General features: G+C 75.2%; 18 protein-coding genes and 1 pseudogene. 8 read left to right on the top strand and 11 right to left on the bottom strand.

The features are described 5' to 3' along the window. The 3 genes from ACIO9K_RS15550 to ACIO9K_RS15540 form a co-directional block, all read right to left on the bottom strand. The coding region (locus tag ACIO9K_RS15550) for a transglycosylase domain-containing protein (protein ID WP_400330116.1) at positions 1–1,012 on the bottom strand (1,012 nt) is incomplete at its 3' end. Positions 1,013–1,246: 234 nt separating this feature from the next. Next, entirely contained in the window at positions 1,247–2,638 is a 1,392-nt protein-coding gene (gene lysA / locus ACIO9K_RS15545; RefSeq protein WP_400330113.1) for a diaminopimelate decarboxylase, read from the bottom strand. A gap of 50 nt (positions 2,639–2,688) precedes the next feature. Beyond that, a complete protein-coding gene (locus ACIO9K_RS15540; protein WP_400330110.1) occupies positions 2,689–2,892 on the bottom strand; it encodes a hypothetical protein in 204 nt (67 codons plus the stop codon). A gap of 379 nt (positions 2,893–3,271) precedes the next feature. Between ACIO9K_RS15540 and kdpB the strand changes: the two genes are divergently transcribed. Then, positions 3,272–5,506 (top strand): potassium-transporting ATPase subunit KdpB, encoded by a 2,235-nt coding sequence (gene kdpB, locus ACIO9K_RS15535; RefSeq protein WP_400330107.1) that lies wholly within the window; start codon positions 3,272–3,274, stop codon positions 5,504–5,506. A 169-nt stretch (positions 5,507–5,675) separates the two neighbouring features. Beyond that, a complete protein-coding gene (locus ACIO9K_RS15530; protein ID WP_363618480.1) occupies positions 5,676–6,164 on the top strand; it encodes a universal stress protein in 489 nt (162 codons plus the stop codon). A gap of 77 nt (positions 6,165–6,241) precedes the next feature. Here ACIO9K_RS15530 and ACIO9K_RS15525 read toward each other — a convergent pair whose 3' ends face one another. Together ACIO9K_RS15525 and ACIO9K_RS15520 are read right to left on the bottom strand one after the other, a co-directional pair. Continuing rightward, positions 6,242–7,753, bottom strand: coding sequence for an ABC transporter ATP-binding protein (locus tag ACIO9K_RS15525; protein ID WP_400330103.1), 1,512 nt, complete (start codon positions 7,751–7,753; stop codon positions 6,242–6,244). A gap of 178 nt (positions 7,754–7,931) precedes the next feature. Continuing rightward, positions 7,932–9,119, bottom strand: a complete 1,188-nt coding sequence (locus tag ACIO9K_RS15520; protein ID WP_400330100.1) for an alpha/beta hydrolase — start codon at positions 9,117–9,119, stop codon at positions 7,932–7,934. 599 nt (positions 9,120–9,718) lie between these two features. On the opposite strand from ACIO9K_RS15520, the gene ACIO9K_RS15515 reads away from it, so the two are divergent. Then, on the top strand, positions 9,719–10,171 hold the full coding sequence (locus tag ACIO9K_RS15515; protein WP_400330097.1) for a hypothetical protein: 453 nt from the start codon (positions 9,719–9,721) through the stop codon (positions 10,169–10,171). Between the two features lie 10 nt (positions 10,172–10,181). Here ACIO9K_RS15515 and ACIO9K_RS15510 read toward each other — a convergent pair whose 3' ends face one another. The 4 genes from ACIO9K_RS15510 to ACIO9K_RS15495 form a co-directional block, all read right to left on the bottom strand. Then, positions 10,182–10,811 (bottom strand): hypothetical protein, encoded by a 630-nt coding sequence (locus ACIO9K_RS15510; protein ID WP_400330094.1) that lies wholly within the window; start codon positions 10,809–10,811, stop codon positions 10,182–10,184. Between the two features lie 134 nt (positions 10,812–10,945). Further along, positions 10,946–11,389 (bottom strand): cupredoxin domain-containing protein, encoded by a 444-nt coding sequence (locus ACIO9K_RS15505; RefSeq protein ID WP_400330091.1) that lies wholly within the window; start codon positions 11,387–11,389, stop codon positions 10,946–10,948. Positions 11,390–11,409: 20 nt separating this feature from the next. Further along, complete coding sequence (locus ACIO9K_RS15500; protein ID WP_363618470.1) at positions 11,410–11,895, bottom strand: hypothetical protein; 486 nt, start codon at positions 11,893–11,895, stop codon at positions 11,410–11,412. 301 nt (positions 11,896–12,196) lie between these two features. Beyond that, positions 12,197–13,819: a purple acid phosphatase family protein gene (locus ACIO9K_RS15495; protein WP_400330088.1), complete on the bottom strand. Its 1,623-nt coding sequence runs from the start codon at positions 13,817–13,819 to the stop codon at positions 12,197–12,199. Positions 13,820–14,099: 280 nt separating this feature from the next. Here ACIO9K_RS15495 and ACIO9K_RS15490 point away from each other — a divergent pair, with 280 nt between their 5' ends. Together ACIO9K_RS15490 and ACIO9K_RS15485 are read left to right on the top strand one after the other, a co-directional pair. Next, positions 14,100–15,218: an NAD-dependent epimerase/dehydratase family protein gene (locus tag ACIO9K_RS15490; protein ID WP_400330085.1), complete on the top strand. Its 1,119-nt coding sequence runs from the start codon at positions 14,100–14,102 to the stop codon at positions 15,216–15,218. 39 nt (positions 15,219–15,257) lie between these two features. Continuing rightward, on the top strand, positions 15,258–16,808 hold the full coding sequence (locus ACIO9K_RS15485) for an AMP-binding protein (protein ID WP_400330082.1): 1,551 nt from the start codon (positions 15,258–15,260) through the stop codon (positions 16,806–16,808). A gap of 83 nt (positions 16,809–16,891) precedes the next feature. On the opposite strand, the gene ACIO9K_RS15480 is transcribed toward ACIO9K_RS15485, so the two are convergent. Both ACIO9K_RS15480 and ACIO9K_RS15475 read right to left on the bottom strand, forming a co-directional pair. Then, complete coding sequence (locus ACIO9K_RS15480; RefSeq protein WP_363618462.1) at positions 16,892–18,064, bottom strand: HAMP domain-containing sensor histidine kinase; 1,173 nt, start codon at positions 18,062–18,064, stop codon at positions 16,892–16,894. Continuing rightward, complete coding sequence (locus ACIO9K_RS15475) at positions 18,061–18,843, bottom strand: response regulator transcription factor (RefSeq protein ID WP_400330147.1); 783 nt, start codon at positions 18,841–18,843, stop codon at positions 18,061–18,063. The genes ACIO9K_RS15480 and ACIO9K_RS15475 overlap by 4 nt, the downstream gene beginning before the upstream one ends. A 248-nt stretch (positions 18,844–19,091) precedes the next feature. On the opposite strand from ACIO9K_RS15475, the pseudogene ACIO9K_RS15470 reads away from it, so the two are divergent. The 3 genes and pseudogenes from ACIO9K_RS15470 to ACIO9K_RS15460 all read left to right on the top strand — a co-directional run. Beyond that, positions 19,092–19,805: pseudogene (locus ACIO9K_RS15470) on the top strand (glycosyltransferase family 2 protein); the annotation flags it as partial. 99 nt (positions 19,806–19,904) lie between these two features. Beyond that, the gene (locus ACIO9K_RS15465) at positions 19,905–20,432 is read left to right on the top strand and encodes a DUF2064 domain-containing protein (RefSeq protein WP_400330144.1); all 528 of its coding nucleotides are present in this window, start codon (positions 19,905–19,907) and stop codon (positions 20,430–20,432) included. Further along, a complete protein-coding gene (locus ACIO9K_RS15460) occupies positions 20,429–21,085 on the top strand; it encodes a class I SAM-dependent methyltransferase (protein WP_363579898.1) in 657 nt (218 codons plus the stop codon). Before ACIO9K_RS15465 ends, ACIO9K_RS15460 begins: the two co-directional genes overlap by 4 nt. Positions 21,086–21,167 lie beyond the last annotated feature (82 nt).

Raw genomic sequence — 21,167 nt, 5'->3', positions numbered from 1 at the left:
TGATGTCGCTGTGGCTCTCCACGTAGGTCCTGGCCATGTCCACCAGGTACCCGATCTGTCCGCTCAGCCCCGCCGACTTCGGCTGGGGCCTGGGCTCGGGGAACACCGTGTACTTGGCGCGCTCGGCGGCCGAGAGCTTGCCGGCCTTCACCATCCGGTCCAGGATCCAGGACCACCGGTCCTCGGCCCGCTGGTGGTTCTCCGCGCTGAGCGCCGGATCGAACTGCCCGGCCCCCTTCAACAGGGCCGCCAGGAGGGCCCCTTCACTCGGATCGAGCTGCGAGACGTCCTTGCCGTAGTACGCCGCCGCGGCACGTTCGATGCCGTAGCTGCCGCGCCCGAACCAACTGGTGTTCAGATAGCCTTCGAGGATCTCCTGCTTGCTCATCCGCTGGTCCAGCTTGATCGCGATGACCATCTCGCTGAGCTTGCGGGACATGTCCTGACGCTGGTTCAGATAGATGTTCTTGACGTACTGCTGGGTGATGGTCGAGCCGCCCTGGGTGTCACCGCCCGAAGCCATCTGGTAGACCGCGCGGCCGATGCCCGTGATCGAGATCCCCGGATCCGAGTAGAAGGTCTCGTTCTCGGCGGCCAGCACGGCCCACTGCACCGACTGCGGCACCCGGTCGAGCGGCACCTCCTGCCGGTTGGTCTGGCCGATCCGCGCCATCTCGGTGCCGTCCGCCCAGTAGTAGACGTTGTTCTGCTGGGTGGCGAAGGCGTTCAGGTCCTCCGGGACCTTGGTGGTCCGGTAGAACCAGGCCAGCCATCCCGCCAGCACCACCGCCCCCGTCCCCGCCACCAGGAGCAGCAGCCGCCAGGACGGAAGCCAACGGCGGACCCCGCGCCGCCCTCTGCGCGGGTAGTTGATCCACCGCGACGGACGCCATCGCCGACGTCCGGGCTTCTCGTCCTCGGCCCCGTCGCCTTGGTCAGCACACACAGTCCGGTCTCCGATTCGCTCGTGGGGACAGGTCCTCCGAACACTCAGACGCGATGGGGGCCGCATCACGGCAGACCGGAACGGGTGTGATCATGGTCATAAAGTCCGCGGCCCGCGACCTCAACCGAACGCCCTCGCAGAGCCGTTGACCCGGGCGCCGACACGTACGGCCGAAGGCGGGCGGTGGATCAGGCGGTGACGTGAACGACCGCGCGGATCGGGCGAACCGGGGTGTCGAGCCGGCGGGTGGTCAGTGCTGGGGGCCGGTGGCCGGGCGGAACGACGAACCGCCGCGCAGGCCTACCTCCCGACCTCACGGAGGCGGAAGTCCTCGACCGTCTCCCGGCGGATCAGCAGGCGGGCCCGGCCGTCCTTGACGGCGGCCACCGCCGGGCGGCCGACCAGGTTGTAGCCGGAAGCCATCGACAGCTGGTACGCCCCGGCCGCCGGGACGGCCAGCAGGTCCCCCGCACGCAGGTCGGCGGGCAGCACGGCGTCACGGACCAGCACGTCGCCGGCCTCGCAGTGCCGGCCCACCACGTCCACCCGGGCCGCGCCCGCCTCCGAACGGCGGCCCACCAGGCGGACGCTGTACGGCGATCCGTACAGCGCCGGGCGCGGGTTGTCGCTCATCCCGCCGTCCACGGCGGCGAAGCAGTGGCCGTCCGCGGAGTGCTTCACCGACAGCACCCGGTACACGGCGACGGCGGCCGGGCCGGCCAGCGCGCGGCCGGGCTCGACGATCAGCCGCGGCACCTCCAGGCCCGCCTCGGCGCAGCGCACCGCCAGCCGGTCGGTCACCCGGACGGCGAAGTCGGCGACGTCGAACTCGGCGTCCCCCGGCAGGTAGCGGATGCCGTGGCCGCCGCCGAGGTCCAGTTCGGGCAGTTCCACGCCGTGCTGCTCCCGGATCTCCGCGAGCAGCCGCACCAGCGCGTCCACCGCCTGGAGGTAGGGCTCGACCTCGGTGATCTGCGAGCCCAGGTGGCAGTGCAGGCCGGCCAGTTCGAGCCCGGGCTGGTCGAGCACCCGGGCGATCGCGTCGGCCGCGTCGCCGCCCTCGATCGGGAAGCCGAACTTCTGCCCGCCCACTCCCGTCTGGACCGCCGTGTGGTGCCCGGCGGCGATCCCCGGGACGACCCGGACGAGTACCCGCTGCGGGGTGTCGGCGGCCACCAGGGCGGCCAGCCGGGCGATCTCCGCCGGTCCGTCGATCACGATCCGCCCGACCCGCAGCCGCCGGGCCAGCCGCAGTTCCTCCGGGGACTTGGCGTTGCCGTGCAGCAGGATCCGCTGCGCCGGGAAGCCGGCCGAGGCGGCCAGCCACAGCTCGCCGGAGGAGCAGACGTCCAGGCCCAGGCCCTCCTCGGCCACCCAGTCGGCCATCGCGCTGCACAGGAACGCCTTGGCGGCGTACAGCACCTCGGCGTGCGGCAGCGCCCGCCGGTACGCCCGGGCGCGGTTGCGCACCTCGGCCTCGTCCAGGACGTACAGCGGGGTGCCGAACCGCTCGGCCGCCTCCGCCAGCCCCACCCCGCCGACCAGCACGTCGCCGCCGGGGCCGGGCCGCGCCGAGGCCGGCCAGGGGCCGCCGAGCGCGTCGACGGCCGGGGCGTCGGGGCGGGCGGTGGAGGTGCCGGTGGAGGGGGCGGGGACGGCGGAGGGGACGGACGGGGCGGTCAGCTGCGTCATGGCGGTACTCCTACGGGGCGGGGCGGGGGTGCGGCACGCGGTGGGCGGGGTCAGTCCTCGAACTGCATCGCGATCCGGCAGTGCGCCGGGCGGCCGCGGTCGCGGCCGACCGTGGGCGCGGGCGCCGGTTCGGGCGGCTCGGGGCTGTCCTGAAGCTCCTGCCGCTCCTGCCGGTCCTGCCGGACACCGGCGGGCACCAGGCGGACCAGGCGGCGCGGCGACTGGTCGACGGCGGTGACGATCGTGCTGCTCACGGAAGGCTCCTCGGGCTCGGGCGGGCCGCCGTGGTGCGGCCCTCGGTTCCAGTGGATGCCCACCGAACGCCGATCGCACCGGGCCTTGACGCGTGGCCTACGCTCCGCCGTGCGTCCTTGACGCCTTCCTGACATCCGCCGCCCCGGTCATCACCCGTACGGCCGCACCCGACCCCGAACGTCCGTACGACCGCCCGAATGCCCACCCGGTCCGGATGTCAGGGAGCCGTCAAGGACGGCCGCCCGCACGCCAAGCCCGCGTCAAGAGGCGCGTGGCGGGCGCGGATCCGGTGGTGGGCTGGCCGCCGTCCCCGCCGCCACCGAGTCCGCCGCCCCGTTGCCCCGCAGCCCGGGGCGGCCCGGAAGGTCTTCCGAGACGATGCGCCGTTCGGCCCTCACTCCCCCGGACACCACCACGCCCCGAACCGACTGGTTCCGCCGCCCGGAGGGCGTCCGCGAGCAACCCCCGCACGACCGACCGGACGACCGGCCGCACCAACCGCAGCACCACCCGAGCCACCACCCGAGCCACCGGCCGACCGGCCCGGACGGCGGCCGCCGCCGGCTCATCACCCGCCGCCAGCTCACCGAAGCCCTGCCCGCCGCCGTCCGCAAGCTCCACCCACGCACCATGATGCGCAACCCGGTGATGCTCGTGGTGGAGACCGGCTCCGCGCTCACCACGCTCAGCGCGGTGATCCACCCGAGCGTGTTCGCCTGGGTGATCGGCTTCTGGCTCTGGCTGACCGTGCTGTTCGCCAACCTCGCCGAGGCCGTCGCCGAGAGCCGGGGCAAGGCACAGGCCGAGTCGCTGCGCCGCACCCAGGCCGGGACCACCGCCCGGCGGCTGCTGCACTGGCGGGTCGGCACCCGCGACCACCGCCACGAGGTGATCCCCGCCGAGCAGTTGATGCTGCACGACGTGGTGCTGGTGCCGGCCGGCGAGGTCGTGCCGCAGGACGGCGAGGTGGTCGAGGGGGTGGCCTCCGTCGACGAGTCGGCGATCACCGGGGAGTCCGCGCCGGTGATCCGCGAGTCCGGCGGTGACCGCACCGGCGTCACCGGCGGCACCAGGGTGCTCTCCGACCACCTGGTCGTCCGGGTCACCTCCCGGCCCGGGCAGAGCTTCGTCGACCGCATGATCGCCCTGGTGGAGGGCGCCAACCGGCAGAAGACCCCGAACGAGATCGCGCTCAACATCCTGCTCGCCTCGCTCACCATCGTCTTCCTGCTCTCGGTGGTCTCGCTCCAGCCGATGGCGATCTACGCGCACGCGCCGCAGACCACCGTGGTACTGGTCGCCCTGATGGTCGCGCTCATCCCGACCACCATCGGCGCGCTGCTGTCCGCGATCGGCATCGCCGGGATGGACCGGCTGGTCCAGCGCAACGTCGTCGCCCTCTCCGGCCGGGCCGTCGAGGCCGCCGGGGACGTCGACGTGCTGCTGCTCGACAAGACCGGCACCATCACCCACGGCAACCGCCGGGCCGTCGCACTGCACCCGCTGCCCGGCGCGAGCACCGAACAGCTCGCCGAGGCAGCCCAGTTGGCCTCCGTCGCGGACGAGACCCCCGAGGGGCGCTCGCTCGTCGAACTGACGAACCGTCAGTACTGGGTGCCGCCCCGTGCCCCCGGCGAACTCGGCGAGCAGCGGCCCGTCCCGTTCACCGCGCACAGCCGGATGAGCGGCGTCGACCTGACCTGGCCCGACGGGACGAACTGCCTGATCCGCAAGGGCGCCGCCGGCGCCGTCGCCCGCTGGGTGGTGGAGTCCGGCGGGCGCATGCCGATGGAGGCCAAGCCGCTGGTGGACCGGATCGCCGAGGCCGGCGGCACCCCGCTGCTGGTCGCCGTCCACGACCGGCACGGCGCCCGCGCGCTGGGCGTGGTCGAACTCAAGGACGTGGTGAAGGAGGGCATCGCCGAGCGCTTCGCCGAGCTGCGCAGGATGGGCATCCGCACCGTCATGGTCACCGGCGACAACCCGCTCACCGCCCGCGCCATCGCCGCCGAGGCCGGGGTGGACGACTTCCTCGCCGAGGCCACCCCCGAGGACAAGCTCGCCCACCTGCGCCGCGAGCAGGCCGCCGGGAACATGGTCGCGATGACCGGCGACGGCACCAACGACGCCCCCGCGCTCGCCCAGGCCGACGTCGGGGTCGCGATGAACTCCGGCACCCCGGCCGCCAAGGAGGCCGGCAACATGGTCGACCTCGACTCCAACCCGGCGAAGCTGATCGACATCATCCGGGTCGGCAAGCAACTCCTCATCACCCGCGGCGCGTTGACCACCTTCTCGATCACCAACGACGTGGCCAAGTTCTTCGCGATCATCCCCGCGATGTTCGCGAACGCCTACCCCGGGCTGCACCACCTCAACATCATGGAACTGCACAGCCCGACCTCGGCGATCGCCTCCGCGATCATCTTCAACGCGCTGATCATCGTCGCCCTGATCCCGCTGGCCCTGCGCGGCGTCCGCTACCAGCCCGCCTCCGCCACCGACCTGCTCCGCCGCAACCTGCGGGTGTACGGACTGGGCGGGCTGATCCTGCCGTTCCTCGGCATCAAGGCGATCGACCTGCTGATCCAGTTCGTGCCGGGCCTCGGCTGAGGCGCACGGCGCGCCGGAGCTGTCAGAAGGCCGTCAAGAAGTGTGCGACCGGCGTCATGGAGCCATCAGCGGCGGTACGGACGGACCGGTTCCGGGGTTCACTGGAATCATCCGAACCAAGGAGTACGGAACCGGGAGTACCCGACCGGAGAAACGGAGGCGAACGGCCATGACCGGGACCACCCGAGTGATCGTCGGCCTGAGCGGATCACTGAGCAGTCTGGCCGCCCTCTACCACGCCGTCGGCGAGGCGGCCCGCAGCGAGGCCGTGCTGGTGCCGGTGGCCGCGTGGAACACGGGCGAACGCGACGGCCTGCGCCCGCTGTCCGAACTGGAGCACGCCGCCCGGCGGCGGCTGGACATCGCCTTCGAGCAGGCCTACGGCGGCTACCCGGCCGGGCTGGTCATCCACCCGCTGGTGGTCAAGGCCGAGCCCGGGCCGGCCCTGGTCGGCGCCGTCACCGGGCCGGAGGACCTGCTGGTCCTCGGCGCCGCCACCCGCCGACGGTTCGACCGGCTGCGGCACGGCTCGGTGGCCCGGCACTGCCGCCACCGCGCGGGCTGCCGGGTGGTCGAGGTGTCGCCCTCCGCGCTGCTGACCCGGCTCGAACTCCCCGCCCGCACCGGGGCACCGCTCCCGCTGCTGGGGCGCGCCTAGCTGGGGCGTGTCCCCCCGGATCTCGCCGGACAGGCCCTGACAGCAGCTCCCCCGAACCCGCCCGCCGGCTCGACGCGTCACCTCACCCACGCCGAGCCGGCGGGCGCCATCGCGCCCGGGCCCGCCGCTCCAGGCCCCTTGGTCCGAACCCGCCCCGGCGCCGCCCCCAACTGCACCACCGCGTCCGCGTGTTCGCGCACGAGCGGCAGGTCGTGGCTGATCAGCGCCAGCGCCACCCCGCGCTCGGCGCGCAGCCGGCCCAGCAGGGCCATGATGCCCGCGGCCGTGTCGGCGTCCAGCCCGGAGGTCACCTCGTCGCACAGCAGGACGTCCGGCTCGGCCGCCAACGCCCGGGCGATGGCGACGCGTTGACGCTGGCCGCCGGACAGCTCGGGCGGGTGCCGGGCGGCCAGGCCGGCGGGGAGGCCGACGGCGGCCAGTAGTTCGGCGACCCGGCCGGGGCACTGCTCGTGCGGGGTGGTGTGGTGCAGCCGCAGCGGACGGGTGAGGGTGGCGCCGACCGTCCGGGCCGGGTTGAGCGCGCCGAGCGGGTTCTGCGGGACGAGTTGGACGCGGCGGCGCTGCTCGCGGGTGCGGGCGTGGTGCGAGCCGGCCAGCGGGGCGCCGTCCAGGGTGAGGGTGCCGCCGGTGGGCGGGTGGAGCCCGGCGAGGACCCGGACGAGAGTGGTCTTGCCCGCGCCGGAGGGACCGATGATGCCGGTGCAGCTGCCGGGCGCGAGGTGCAGGTCGACCCCGGTGAGGATCCGGCGCCGCCCGCGCCCGTACCCGACGTGGGCTTCGACGCCGAGCGCGGCCAGCCCGACGGCGGTGCGCGCCGCGACCGGTCCGGACGTACGGCCGGCCCCGGCCCGGATGGCGCCGCCGTCCACCCCGGGGCGGGCCGGGGCGAGGACGAGCACCTCGTCGGCGCAGCGGGCGACGAAGGCGGCGTCGTGGCTGGCGAGCGCGACGGCGATGCCGTGCCGGCGGGCGAGTTCGCGCAGCAGGTCGGCGATCTCGTCCCGCAGGGCGGGGTCCAGGCCGGCGCCGGGTTCGTCGAGGAGCAGCAGGTCGGGGCGGCGGGCGAGGGCCCGGGAGAGGGCGACGCGGCGCTGCTGACCGCCGGAGGGGGTACCTGGGAGGGCGAGGGCGCCGGGGAGGCGGCGTTCGAGCCGCTGGTCGGCGGGCAGTCGGACCCGGGCGAGCAGGTCGCACACGGCTTCGGGGCCGCGGTCGGCGGCGGCCCCGGCGGGCGGTCCGGCGACCCGCGTCCGGGGGTTGGGGCCCGAACCCTGGTCCTGGCCGAGGAAGGCGAGCCGGTGACGGCGCAACCGGCGCAGCGCTTCGGGAGCGAGGGCGAGGACGTCCTGGCCGAGGACGGTGACCAGCCCGGTGGCCCGGGCGCCCGGGGGCAGGGCTCCGGCGAGGGCGTGCAGCAGGGTGGTCTTGCCCGCGCCCGGGGGGCCGGTGACGGCGTGCACGCGTCCGGGGCGCAGGTCGAGGCTGACCGGGGCGAGCAGCGGGGTGCCGTCCGCGAGGGCGATGGCGAGCTGGTCGACCCGGGCGGTCGGGTTCTCGGTCACAGTCATTCCGCGCGTCCTCACCCCCGAACCGAAAGCACTTAGGTTTGCCTATCCTGAAGTTGAGCCCCCGGCAACCCTCCTGCCACACAATGGCTCAGGAGTGACCACCCCGCCGACGTTCTCGGCCGCCGTCCGGCCGCCGACACCGGAACGAGCCCGGCGCGTGCCCGGCGCGCGGCCGGTGTCACTGCGGGTCGTGCAGGTGGTCGCTCAACCAGGTCAGCGACGGCGGGAGCAACCTGGTCCAGGTGGTGAAGTTGTGCCCGCCGGTCTCCACGGTGGCCTGGGCGACCACCAGCGGCGGGCGGGCGGCCGCGGCGAAGGCCACGGAGTCGGCGTAGCCGTGGCCGTCCTCCTTGCTGTCGGCGAGGAGCACGGCCAGGGCGGGCATCGGCAGGTGGGCGAGGCGCCAGTTCAGGTCGGCCTCGTCGCGCCGCTGCCGGCTGCCGCCGAAGAGGTCGCCGGTGGTCACGTCCTCGGCGGCCTTGAAGTAGCCGGACAGCGAGACCGCCACCGGGAAGGTCTCCGGGTGGACCATGCCGAGCTTGACGGCGCAGTAGCCCCCGGTGGAGTCGCCGATCACGCCGAGGCTGCCGGTGCCGTCGAGCACCCGGTAGGAGGCCCGCAGGTCGGCCGGCACGTCGGTGGTGAAGTAGCGCTGGGCCTGCGGGCCGTTCGGGACGTCCTCGCACTCGCTGTCGCGCGGCATCGACGGCGAGGGGCGCACCAGCACCAGGACGGTCGGCTTCATCACCCCCCGGCGCAGCAGGTCGAGTTCGTACGCCGGGTAGCGCAGCTTGGTGACCAGGTTGGCGGCGTCCCCCGGGAAGCCGGTCATCACCAGCGCGGCCGGGAAGTGCCGGGTCTCGGCGCCGGGCCGGAAGTACTGCGGCGGCAGGTAGACGTACCCGTCGGTGCTGAGCCCGGTGGTGCCGCCGGGCAGCCGTACCCGGTCGAGCCGCCCGATGGTGGCCGGGCCGCGGTCGGCCCCGTCCGCGCCGGTGATCTCGGCGGTGCCGAGCACCTGTACCCCGGCGGGCACCTCGGCCGGGGTGCCGCCGGGGGTGCCGCCAGGCCCTCCGGACGGAACGACGGTCGGGCTGGCGGACGGGCCGCCCACCTGGATGACGCCCGTCCCGCGGTCACGCCCGAACAGGTCGGACCAGCTGCTGTAGAACACGAAGTCGTCGTTGACGGCGAGCCCGAGGGTGGCCAGCAGGGCGAACTGGGTGACGGCGATCGTCCCGAGCCGCAGGAACACCGCGGGCCAGCTGCGGACGGCCAGCCGGGGCCAGACCCAGAGCGTGCCGAGCACCGTGCACACCGCGAACAGCGCCGCCAGCGCCAGCAGCTTGTGACTGGTGAGTCCCATCCGGCCTCCTTGGGCACGTCCGACGGCGCGACCCAGGGTAACCAGGGCGGGACCGAACGTCACTCCCGCCGGTCGGCCACCGTGTTCAGATCCACGTCGCTCCATCGCCCCCGGCCGGTCCCGTTCCTTCGGTACGGCGATTGAAGCGGCGGCGACCGGCCGGGCACGAGTAAGCCCGCAACCAGCCGCACCCGGCCCCACCTGGTCGATCGTCCAACGGCGGGCTCTCCTACCGGCGCCAACTTCGACAAGGGTGTCGAAGTTGGCGTGAGGGCCGGGCTATGCTGTCCCGAAGTCCGAGGATGACCCCCCCCTTGCCCCGTCGACGAACGCACCAGCATGGCGCGCCCGACCGGAAGGAGGCGAGACGCATGGACAGCAGCAGTGCGGGCCGCACCACCCGCCCCCACCCCCGCATGCCCCGGTCCGCCTCCGGCAGACGGTGAGCACGGTTGAGACGGTGAACACGCCCGTCGCACGGACTTCCTGACGCAACGTCAAGTCTTCTTGGCGCCACGTCCCACACGTCGGCCCTGCCGCCACCGCCGTCCGCGGCCCCTTCGCCCGCCCCGGTCTCCCCCGCCGAGGAGAGGTATCCCATGACGACGTCCCGGCCCTACCCGCGCCCCGCCGAAGCCGCGGTGCTGCTCACCGTCCTCGCCCTGCTCGTCGCCGAGGAACTCGCCCTCGGCCTGGCCGAGGAGGAGGACCGCCCGGTCATCAACGCCGTCCTGATCGGCGCCTCCGGCTCCGGCCTCCTGGCGGTCGGCGCGGTGCTGCTCGGACGCTGGCTCGACACCCGCCGCCCACTCCCGTTACCCCCGCCCGGCCCCAACGGCCGCGAGTACAGCGCCCGCGCCCTCGAAGACTTCCCGATGGACGCCGTGCGCCCGCTCCTCCTCACCCACCAGGCCCCGCAGCTGGGCCAGTTGTACTCCGCCTGGATGCTCGCCCGGGCCGGCCGCCCGGCCCCGTGGATCGCCCGCCGACTCGGCATCCCGCTCGACGCCGCCCACCTCCTCGTCGACGCCGCCCGCACCCGCCACGACTGAGCCGACGGCGTCAGCGGCGCCGGCCGGGCGCCCCCGCGCCCGCCTGCGCCAGCAGGAACGGCACCAGGCCGCGCTCCGCCAGCGCCGACCGCCAGGCGTCCCGCGCCAGCCCCAGCTCCCCCAGCACGCCGGTCTCCCCGCCGGACTCCGCCGACCTCGACCGCGAGGCCGCGCCCAGCAGTCCCAGTCCGCCCACCAGCAGGCTCAGCGCGGCCACCCCGGCCGCCACCCACCCGGCGCCGACCAGCGCGCGCCCCAGCACCTCGGCGTCGTCCGCCAGCCCCAGCGCGTACCCGAGCAGCAGGAAGATCGCGGCGGCCACCCCGGCGACGATCGGCACGATCACCCCCAGCACCCCCCACCACCCGGACACCCGCTGCCGCCCCGGCTCGTCCACCGGCAGCCGCGCCACCGCGTCCTGGTCCGCCCGCAGCGCCGCGTACCGCTCGTACTCGGGCGCCGCCGCCGCCAGCACGAACTCCGCGTTCTCCCGGGCGCTCCGCCGCAACCGCTCCACCCCCGGCCCCTCGTCCCCCACCGCCCGCAGGGCCGCCCGCACCTGCGACCCGGCCAGCGCCCTCCCCAGTTCCGTCTCGAAGTCGGCCCGATCCTGCTGCGGCAGTCGAAGCGGCCTGTCCATGCCGTGCCCCCGTTCGCTGTTCTCCTAGTTCTACAGAACTGTAGAACATGGCGGCGGATAGCAGCAGCCCCGTTCACCTGTGGGCTTGCGATTCAGGAGCGGCCGGCACCCGCGCGGCCGACGGACCGGTCGGCTCAGGACACCGTCAGGATCCCCCGCATGAAGTGGTGCAGGGTGCACAGGTACGAGGAGGCGCCCGGCCGGGCCGGCGCGGTGAAGGTCGCGGACGCGCCCGGGGCGATGGTGCCGGTGTCGAAACTGCGGTCCTGGGCGGTGAGGGTGTGGTCGACGGCGTCGGCGTTGCGGACCGTGACGACGGCGCCCGGGCGGACGGTGAAGTCGGCCGGCTCGAACGCGAAGTCCCTGATGGCCACCGCCCCCGGGGCGGGAGCGGTGGCCGAGGACGGCGAGGCGGCCGGGGTCGCCGAAACGGACCCGGTCGGCCCCGGGCCCGAGGTCGCGCCCGAGGTCGATCCCGAGGTCACTCCCGAGGTCACGCCTGAGTCCGGGCCCGAGTCCGGGCCGCCCACGCGGACGGAGCAGGCGGCGAGGGCGGCGCCGAGGAGCACGGCGGCCACGGCCCGGGCCCGCGGACGCATCAGGAGCCGAAGAGCGGGACCCGCCGGGCGTCGGAGGACGCGGGCGGGGTGGCGCCGAGGTCGGAGACCGTGGCGATCAGGACGGCGTCCGCGCCCGGGATCCAGTTGACCGTCTTGGACTGGACGACGAGCTGCCGCTGCCGCGCCGTGCCGTCGCAGATCACGTCCGCCTCGGCCGTCCGGCTGGAGCCGAAGGCCATCGAGGAGGTGTCCTCCGGGTCCCGCTGCTCGACCGAGACGGTGAGCGACCGGGCCTCCTCCGCGACCCCGCAGACGTACTCGACGTCGACCCGGACCCGGCCGGGCACCTTCGGGTCGATCCGGGCCTCACCGAGAGTGACGCCCGTGGGGGCCGCGTCCCCGTCCCGCACCCGGGCCGGGGCGGCCACCGAAGCCGCGGCCGGCGCCGGGTCGGCGGCCAGGGCGGGTACCGTGAGCCCGCCGAGGGCCGTGGTGAGGGCCGTCACAATGATCCACCGCTGCACTGCCAACCTCCCATAACTGAAACCGTGTTGCGGCCGACGCTAACCGCCCCGCCAGTGGCCCGCGCGCCGAGGCGGGCACCCGTCGCACGGACAGCCCAGCCACGGCGGCGACCCGCCGTCACCAACGGCCCAACCCGCCGCCGACCGACCGTCACCACCGGGCCGGGCCGCCGCGACGACCCTCCGTCACCACCCGCCCCGCATGGACCGGCGCCCCCTCGGCCGCCCTCCCCGGAGCCGCCTGAACGGACGAAGGGCCCGCCGCGCGGTACGCGCGACGGGCCCTCAGGGACGCGAGGCGTTACCGGCGCCCGGCGCCGACCTCGGAGCCGGTGTTCTCGTCCTCGCCCTGCTCGTCGTTCCGGTCGTCGCTCCGGTCCCGGTCGCCCCAGCCGTCGCTGCGGTCGCGGTACAGGGTGAAGCGGTCGAAGAGCACCGGCGTCGGGAACGGGTTGGCCGCGGTGGCGGACGGGGAGTGGTAGTAGCTGACGGTGATGGTGGTGCGGCCGCCCGGCAGCGGCCCGGGGTCGACGTCGAACACCGCGACGCCGTAGGGGAAGGCGGTGTCCGGGTCGGTGACCGCAGACCAGTGGGCCTTCTCCTTGGCGTCCGGGTCGGCCTTGAAGGTGAGCCGCTGGGTGCGCACGGAGGCCTGGCGGACGCCGTCCGCGTCGGCGGGCAGGTAGACGTCGTCGTGGCCGGCGGTGCCGCCGCCGCCGAGGATCAGGTGGACGGTGCCCTGCGAGGTGTCGATCCGGCGCACGTCGTCGTCGGCGACGGCCGGGGTGAGCAGGCCGCCCGGCTCGGTGCCGCGGACGGGGTGGGTGCGCTCGTAGTCGTGGTCGTGCCCGGCCAGGACGAGGTCGACGCCGTAGCGGTCGAGCAGCGGCAGCAGCTTCTCACGGATGCCCATGTCACCGCCGTGGCTGGCGGCCGAGGAGGACATCGCGAACTGGTGCAGGTTGACGACGACCCAGTCCACCGCGCGGCCGCGCCGGGCGCGCGCCAGGGTGCGTTCCAGCCAGCGGAGTTGGGCGCCCTCGCTGTAGTCGCTGATGTAGATGGACAGGCCGGTGGCCGGGTCGAGGCTGGCGTCGTCCTCGACGGCGATCTCGTTGCCGTCGAGGCTGACGAACAGCACCGAACCGACCTGGAAGCTGTACCAGTTGCCGCAGTAGTCGCGGGTGCCGTTGTCGGGCAGTTCGAAGCGCGTCAGGTAGGAGGCGTAGCCGAGGTCCCCGCCGCCGGCCTCGACCTCGTGGTTGCCGGGCGCGGGCATCCAGGGCCGGCTGGCGGCCGACTTGGCGAGGTTGTTCATGAACGCGTTCCAGCACTGCGGCTGGCGCTGCGGGTTGTTGTTGGCGTACGCGAGGTCGCCGTTGAGCAGGTGGAACAGCGGCGCGAACTGCTCGACCTGGCGGACGGCGGCGGCGCCGTGGATCGAGGACTTGCTGAACACGTTGTCGCCGGTGCCGAGATCGCCGAAGCTGGTGAAGCGGAACGCGGCCCGGCCACGCGCGGGCGCCGTGCGGAAGGTGCCGCGCACCGGGCCGGAGCCGTCGTGCAGCACCTCGTAGACGTACGTGGTGTCGGGCCGCAGGCCGTCCAGGCGGACGTGGTGGGTGTACGTCTCGACCTTGTTGAGCCCGTCGACGTAGGTGCGGGTCTCGGCGTCCACGGTGTGGCCGGCGCCGCCGCGGGGGGTGCCGATCCGCACCCGGGGGCGGCGCACGCTGGCGGCCGTCGCCCAGGAGACGGTCATCTCGCGGGACGGCTCGTTGCCCCACTGGAGGTGGATCTGCTCCGGTCCGGGGGTGCCCGCCAGGGCCGGCTGCGTCCAGAGGAGGGCGGACGCGGGCAGCGCGGCCAGCGCACCGGCCGCGGTACCCGTCCGAAGGACCGTTCTACGCGAGGGATGTGACACTGCCGCCTCCAAGGCTCCGGGAAACGCCCTGGAGAGTCCCAGCCGAACCGGGCGCCCGGGCCACCGGGGAAGGTTCTTCCGGCGAACGCCAGTTGAACGCCGGATCGGATCGGGCGGCGATCGACCGTGACACCGGCCAGGCCCGTCACACCGGTTACGCCGGTCACGCCGGTCACGCCGGTCAGGCCGGTCAGGCCGGTTACGCCGGGAGGATTACCGATCCCTGACGGCCGGTCCGTCCACGCCCGATCCGCCGCACCGCGCGGCTAGCGTCGGCGGCATGGAGATTCTGGTCACCGGCGGAGCCGGGTTCATCGGGTCGGCGGTGGTCCGCGCGCTGGTCGCGGCCGGGCACGGGGTGCGGGTGCTGGACGCGCTGCTGCCCGCCGTCCACCGCTCGGGGCGGGCCCCCGAACTGCCCGGGGGCGTGGCCTTCGAGCAGGGGGACGTCCGGGACGCCGCCGCCGTGCAGCGGGCGCTGGCCGGGGTGGACGCGGTCTGCCACCAGGCGGCGATGGTCGGCCTCGGGCTGGACCTCGACGACGCCCCCGCCTACGCGGGCTGCAACGACCTCGGCACGGCCGTCCTGCTCGCCGCGATGGCCCGCGCCGGTGTCCGCCGGCTCGTCCTGGCCGGCTCGATGGTGGTGTACGGGGAGGGCCGCTACCGCTGCCCCGCGCACGGCGACGTCGCCCCGGGCCCGCGCCGCCCGGCCGACCTGGAGGCCGGGCGCTTCGAGCCGCCCTGCCCGGCCTGCGGCCGCGCCCTGAGCCCCGGCCTGGTCGCCGAGGACGCCCCGGCCGACCCGCGCAGCGTGTACGCGGCCACCAAGCTCGCCCAGGAGCACCTGGCCTCCGTCTGGGCCCGGGCCTGCCAGGGCGCCGTCCTGACGCTCCGGTACCACAACGTGTACGGCCCGGGCATGCCGCGCGACACCCCGTACGCGGGGGTCGCCTCGCTGTTCCGCTCGGCGCTGGCCCGGGGCGAGGCCCCCCGGGTGTTCGAGGACGGCGGCCAGCGCCGGGACTTCGTCCACGTCGAGGACGTCGCCGCGGCCAACCTCACCGCGCTGGAGGCCCTTGCCGCCCGCGCGCCGGGCAGCTCCCGCGCCTACAACGTGGGCAGCGGCGAGGTCCGCACGATCAGCGAGATGGCCGGGGCGCTGGCGGCGGCGTACGGCGGCCCGGCACCGCTGGTGACCGGCGAGTACCGCCTGGGCGACGTCCGGCACATCACCGCCGACTCCTCCCGGCTGCGCGCCGAACTCGGCTGGCGCCCGCAGGTGCCGTTCCCCGCCGGGATGGCCGAGTTCGCGGCGGCACCGCGGCCCGGCGCCACACCTGACGTCCCGTCCGATATCGGCCGGAACTCACCGGTGAAGAGCGGAGGATGGGGCTAGCCTTGCAACATGGTTGCAAACTACAAGGAAGAAGTGGCCATGAACGACCAGGAATTCGTCAGCGCACCCGCCCTGATCCTCCGGTCCCTCTCCGCCGATCCGGAGCGGCGGGCCATCGTCACCGCCGACGGCGTCGAGATCACCGCCGGCGACTTCGCCACCGCCACCTACCGCCTCGCCCACGAGCTCATCGCCCGGGGCGTCACCCGCGGGGACACCGTCACCCTGCTCACCGGCAACACCGCCGAGGCGCTCGGCGCCCGCTACGCCGCGGGCCTCGCAGGTGCGCGGGTGGTCACCCTGTACGACGGCATGAGCACCCCCGTCCTGGCCGAGATCGCGGCGAGCGTCGACACCGCCGTCCTCCTCGTGGACGCCGAACGGTACGCGGAGGCCGCCGAGTTGCTGCCCCTGATCGCCGTGCCGACGGTCCTCCGCCTCGGCCCCGGACCGGACGCGATCGGCGAGGACGTGATCGCCGCCTCCGCCCACCGCCCCGCCGAGCCGCCCGCCGTCCGGATCGGCCCGGACGACGACCTCGGCATCCGCCACACCGGCGGCACCACCGGGGTCCCGAAGGGCATCCTCAGCCTGCACGGCCCCTACCGCGGCGTCTTCGACACCTCGTTCGGCTCCGCCGGCACGGCCGACGAGGCGCCCCGCTTCCTCGCCGCCACCTCGCTCGCCCACCTCGCCGGGATCTTCTCCGACCTGACGCTCCACCACGGCGGCACGGTGGTCCTCCAGCGCACCTTCGACCCCGGCGAGGTACTGGCCGCCGTCGAGCGCGAGCGCATCACCAGCCTCTGGGTGCTGCCGCCGCTGCTCTACCAGCTGCTCGACCACCCGGCGATCGGCCGCACCGACCTGTCCAGCCTGCGGCAGATCACGTACGGGGGCTGCGCCGCCTCGCCGACCCGGATCCGCGAGGCGCTCAAGGTGTTCGGGCCGGTCCTGGTGGGCGTCTACGGGATGTCCGAGGCGCAGCTGATCTCCTTCCTCACCCCGGAGGGGCACGACCGGATCGCGCAGGGCGGCCAGGTCTCGGTCGGCCGCCCCCTCCCGGGCGTCGAGGTGGTGATCCGGTCCGCCGACGGCACCGAGCTGCCCACGGGGGAGCAGGGCGAGGTCCACGTCCGATCGGCCGGGCTCATGGCCGGGTACTGGAAGCGGCCCGACCTGACCGCCGAGGTGCTGCGCGACGGCTGGCTGAACACCGGCGACGTCGGCTACTTCGACGCGGACGGCAACCTCTACCTGGCCGACCGGGTCAAGGACCTGATCATCGTGGTCGGCGGGCACGTCTACCCGTCCGAGGTGGAGGACCTCCTGCTCACCCACCCGGCGATCGCCCGCTGCGCGGTCTTCGGCGTCCGCGACGCGCAGGAGGCGGAGCACGTCCACGTCGCCGTCGTTCCCGCTCCGGGGCAGCAGCCCGAGTTGGCGGACGTCCAGGCGTTCGTCACGGCCCGCAAGGGGCGGATCTACGCGCCGGAGGCCCTGCACCTCGTGGACGAGATCCCGCTGACGTCGGTCGGCAAGCCGGACAAGAAGCGGCTGCGCGAGGCCGTGGCCGAGCGGGCCAAGTAGGCCGAGCGGGCCGAGCGGGCCAAGTAGGCCGAGCGGGCCGAGCGCGCCGCGCGTCCGAAGGGCGGACCCCGGGACCTGCCTCGTCATTCCCGCCGGGCGCGCGGCGCGGGCAGGGCGATCTCGAAGCAGCAGCCCCCGGCGACGTTGCGCACCTCCGCTCGCCCGGCGTGCGCCTCGACGATGCCGCGCACGATGGCGAGCCCGAGCCCGGCACCGCTCTCGCCGGGCTCGCCGGCGGCCCGGCCGTCGTCGCGGCGGGGCGTGCGGGCGGAGCCGCCGCGCCAGCCCGTCTCGAACACCCGGGGCAGGTCCTGTTCCGGGATGCCGCCGCAGCCGTCGGTCACCGACAGCACCACCTCGTCGGCCTCCCGCCGGGCGGCGACGGCCACCACGCCGTCCGCGGGGGTCGAGCGGATCGCGTTGACCAGCAGGTTTCCGAGCACCCGGGTGATCTCCCCGCTGTCCACCTCGACCGGCTCGGCCGCCGCCGGCTCGTCGGCCACCTGCCGCCCCTCCAGCCGGACGCCGCGCCGCCGGGCCAGCGGGTACGCCCCGGCGAGCGCGTCGTCCACCAGGTCGTACACCGAGACCCGGGTGAGCGAGAGGGCGAGCGCGCCCGCCTGGATCCGGGAGAGCTCGAACAGGTCGTCCACCATGCCGGTGAGCCGTTCGACCTCGGTGCCGATCCGCACCAGGTAGCGGTCGGGGTCCTCGGCGACGCCGTCCTCCAGCGCCTCGGCCATCGCCCGCAGGCCGGCCAGCGGGGTGCGCAGGTCGTGCGAGATCCACGCGACCAGCTCCCGACGGGAGTGCTCCAGGGCCTGCTCGCGCGCCCGGGACTCCGCCAGCCGGGCGCTGGTGGCAGCCAACTCCTCGCTCAGCGCGGCGAGTTCCGCGCCGAGCGGGTGCGCGGGCGCGGTGAACCCGGCGTCACTGCCGACCGTCCGGACGGCCTCGGTCAGCGCCCGGCTGCCGGCCACCACCTGACGGCCGAGCAGCGCGGCGGTGAGCAGCGAGACGACGGCGGCCATGCCGAGCACCGTGATGACCACGCCGAGGTCGTGGGTGGACAGGAACATCGCCTGCGCCACCGCGAACGTCCCGGAGGTCACCGCGAGGACGGTCACCACCGCCACGCAGAACAGGGACAGGGCGACGGAGCGGCGGCGCAGCAGCCGGATCGCCGCCCAGCCGAGCAGGCCGGCCCCGCCCGCGCCGAGGGCGGCGAACAGGGCGATCAGCAGCAGGTCCTTCACGCCGCACCGCCCTGCGGGTGGTGCGGCATGTCGTGAGCCGGGTCATGGGGAGCCGGGCCGTGGGGCGCCGGGTCGTAGCGGTAGCCGACGCCCCAGACGGTGCTGATCAGGGCGGGCGCGGCCGGGTCGTCCTCGATCTTCTCGCGCAGCCGCCGGACGTGGACGGTGACGGTGGAGAGGTCGCCGAAGTCCCAGCCCCACACCCGCCGCATCAGGCTCTGCCGGGAGAACACCGTGCCGGGGTGCCGGAGCAGAAACGCCAGCAGGTCGAACTCCCGCAGGGTGAGGGCGAGTTCACGCGCACCCCGGTGGGCACGGCGGGCCTTCGGGTCGAGCGTGACGTCCCCCGAGCGCAGCACCCCGTCGCCCGGCCCGCCGACCGGCCCGCCGCCCGTCCCCTCGGCGGCCCCGCTCCCCGCCCGGGCGCGGCGCAGCACCGACTGCACCCGCAGCACCAGTTCGCGCGGGCTGAACGGCTTGGTGACGTAGTCGTCCGCGCCCAGCTCCAGGCCGAGGATGCGGTCCGCCTCGTCGCCCTTGGCGGTGAGCAGCACCACCGGCAGCGCGGCGCCCCCGGCGGAGGCCCGCAGCCGGCGCAGCACCTCCAGCCCGTCGAGGCCGGGCAGCATGAGGTCCAGCACCAGCAGGTCGGGGCGGGTGCGCTCGGCGAGGTCCAGGCCCAGCGCACCGTCGGCGGCCCGGTCCACGTGGTGCCCGGCGCGGGTGAGGTAGCCGGCGACGACCTCGGCCACGGTCGGGTCGTCGTCGATCACCAGGATGTGCGAGGTGTCGTTCACCTCGCCGAGGATAGGAGGCCTCGGCGGCGGACGCGGACGGAAGCGGGCGCGCGTTCGCGTTCCGTAAGATCCGCCGCCCGCACCTCGCCCGGCCCGGACCAGCCCAGCCCAGCCGGACCAGCCCGATGCGGCCCGGCCCGATCCGCCGGACGGGTCAGCCGCCGGGGCGTCCGACTTCCGTAAGGCTGCGCCGCCGCCGCACCGCGCCGTCCCGCACTTAGCGTGGCCGGGTGACCTCACCCACCTCCCCCGTCTCCCCCGTCGACGTCGTGCTGCCCTGCCTCGACGAGGCCGCCGCGCTGCCCTGGGTGCTGGGGCGGATCCCGGACGGCTGGCGGGCCGTCGTCGTCGACAACGGCTCCCGGGACGGCTCCGCCGACCTCGCCCGCTCGCTCGGCGCGACGGTGGTCGAGGAGCCCCGGCGCGGGTTCGGCGCCGCCTGCCACGCCGGGCTGCGCGCCGCCACCGCCGACCTGGTCTGCTTCCTGGACTGCGACGGCTCCCTCGATCCCGCCCAGCTCCCCCTGGTCGCCGGTCCGGTGCTGGCCGGCTCCGCCGACCTGGTGCTGGGCCGCCGCCGCCCGGCCACGGCCGGGGCGTGGCCGCTGCACGCCCGCCTGGCCAACACCGTCCTGGCCCGACGGCTGCGCGCCCGCACCGGCGCGCCGCTGCACGACCTCGGCCCGATGCGGGCCGCCCGCCGGGAACAGCTGCTGGCCCTGGGGCTCGGCGACCGCCGGTCCGGCTACCCGCTGGAGATGGTGCTCGCCGCCTCGGCCGCCGGGCTGCGGATCACCGAGACCCCCGTCGACTACCTGCCGCGCGCGGGCCGCTCCAAGGTCACCGGCACCCTGCGCGGCACCCGCCAGGCCGTCCGCGACATGCGGGCCGTGCTGGCCGCGCCCCCGCCGACCCTGCTGGTGATCGCCAAGTCGCCCGCCCCCGGCCGGGTGAAGACCCGGCTCACCCCGCCGTACACCCCCGAACAGGCCGCCGCCCTGGCCTCGGCCGCCCTCGCCGACACCCTGCACACCCTGGGCACGATGCCGGCCGGGCGGCGCGTGCTCGTCCTGGACGGCGAACCGGGCGACTGGCTGCCGCCCGGCTGGGAGGTCGTCGCGCAGACCGGCGGCGGGCTGGACGAACGGCTGGCCGCCGCCTTCGCGCACGCGGCCCGGGTGGCCCCGCACGCCCCGGCGCTGCTGGTCGGGATGGACACCCCGCAGCTGAGCGCCGCCGCGCTGGCCGAGCCGCTGTCGGCCGCACGGCGGGCGGGCACGGACGCCTGGTACGGCCCGGCGGCCGACGGCGGCTTCTGGGCGCTGGGCCTGGCCCGGCCGACCGCCGAACTGGCCGCGCGCCTGCTGTACGGAGTGCCGATGTCCACCCCGAGGACCGGCGCGGCACTCCTGGAACGCCTCGCCGAAGCCGACTTGACGATTCGTCACCTTCCGCTGCTCACCGACGTGGACACCGCCGAGGACGCCCGCTGCGTCGCCGCCGAGGCCCCGGACAGCCGTTTCGCCGCCCAGCTGGGAACGGTCGACCTGAAGCCGGAGGTGGCGAGTTGACGACCGCCACCGCCTGGGTGGACGACCCGTTCGCCGAAGCCGTCCGCACCGGGCGCGGCCCGCTCTGGCTGCGCCGGGAGGACGGCCACCGCCTCCGGCTGGACATCGAACGCTGGTGCGCCCCGGCGGCCGGCGCCGACCACAGCCTGCTCCGGCGCTGCGCCCGCCGGGCCGCGCCCGTCCTCGACCTCGGCTGCGGGCCCGGGCGGCTGGTCGCCGCGCTGCTCGCGCTCGGCGTCCCGGCCCTCGGCGTCGACGTGACCAGGGCGGCCGTCGCCCGCACGGTCGGACTGGGTGGCCCGGCGCTCTGCCGCTCGGTCTTCGACCGGCTTCCCGCTGAGGGCCGCTGGGGCGCCGCGCTCCTCGCCGACGGCAACCTCGGCATCGGCGGCGACCCGGACGCCCTGCTCCACCGGGGCGCCGAACTCATCGCGCCGGACGGTCTGCTGCTGGTCGAGGTGGAGCCCGTGGAGTTGGACGAGCAGGTCACCGTCCAGGTCGAGGGCCCGGACGGCCGGCTCGGGCCGGCCTTCCCCTGGGCCCGGCTCGGCACGGCCGCCGCCCTACGGCGGGCCCACGCCGCCGCCGGACTGGTCGAGGCGGAGCGCTGGACCTCGCACGGCCGCCGCTTCCTCGCCCTGCACAAGCGCTGAGGCGCACAAGGCCGTTGCCCTTGACGGACGCGGCCCCACCGTCCTGACGTGTCGGCGGATCCTCGGCAACGACGGCACCCGG

This window comes from Kitasatospora sp. NPDC087271 (assembly GCF_044744605.1).
Taxonomy (GTDB): Bacteria; Actinomycetota; Actinomycetes; order Streptomycetales; family Streptomycetaceae; genus Kitasatospora.
This window is presented reverse-complemented; position numbering and strand designations above follow the sequence as displayed.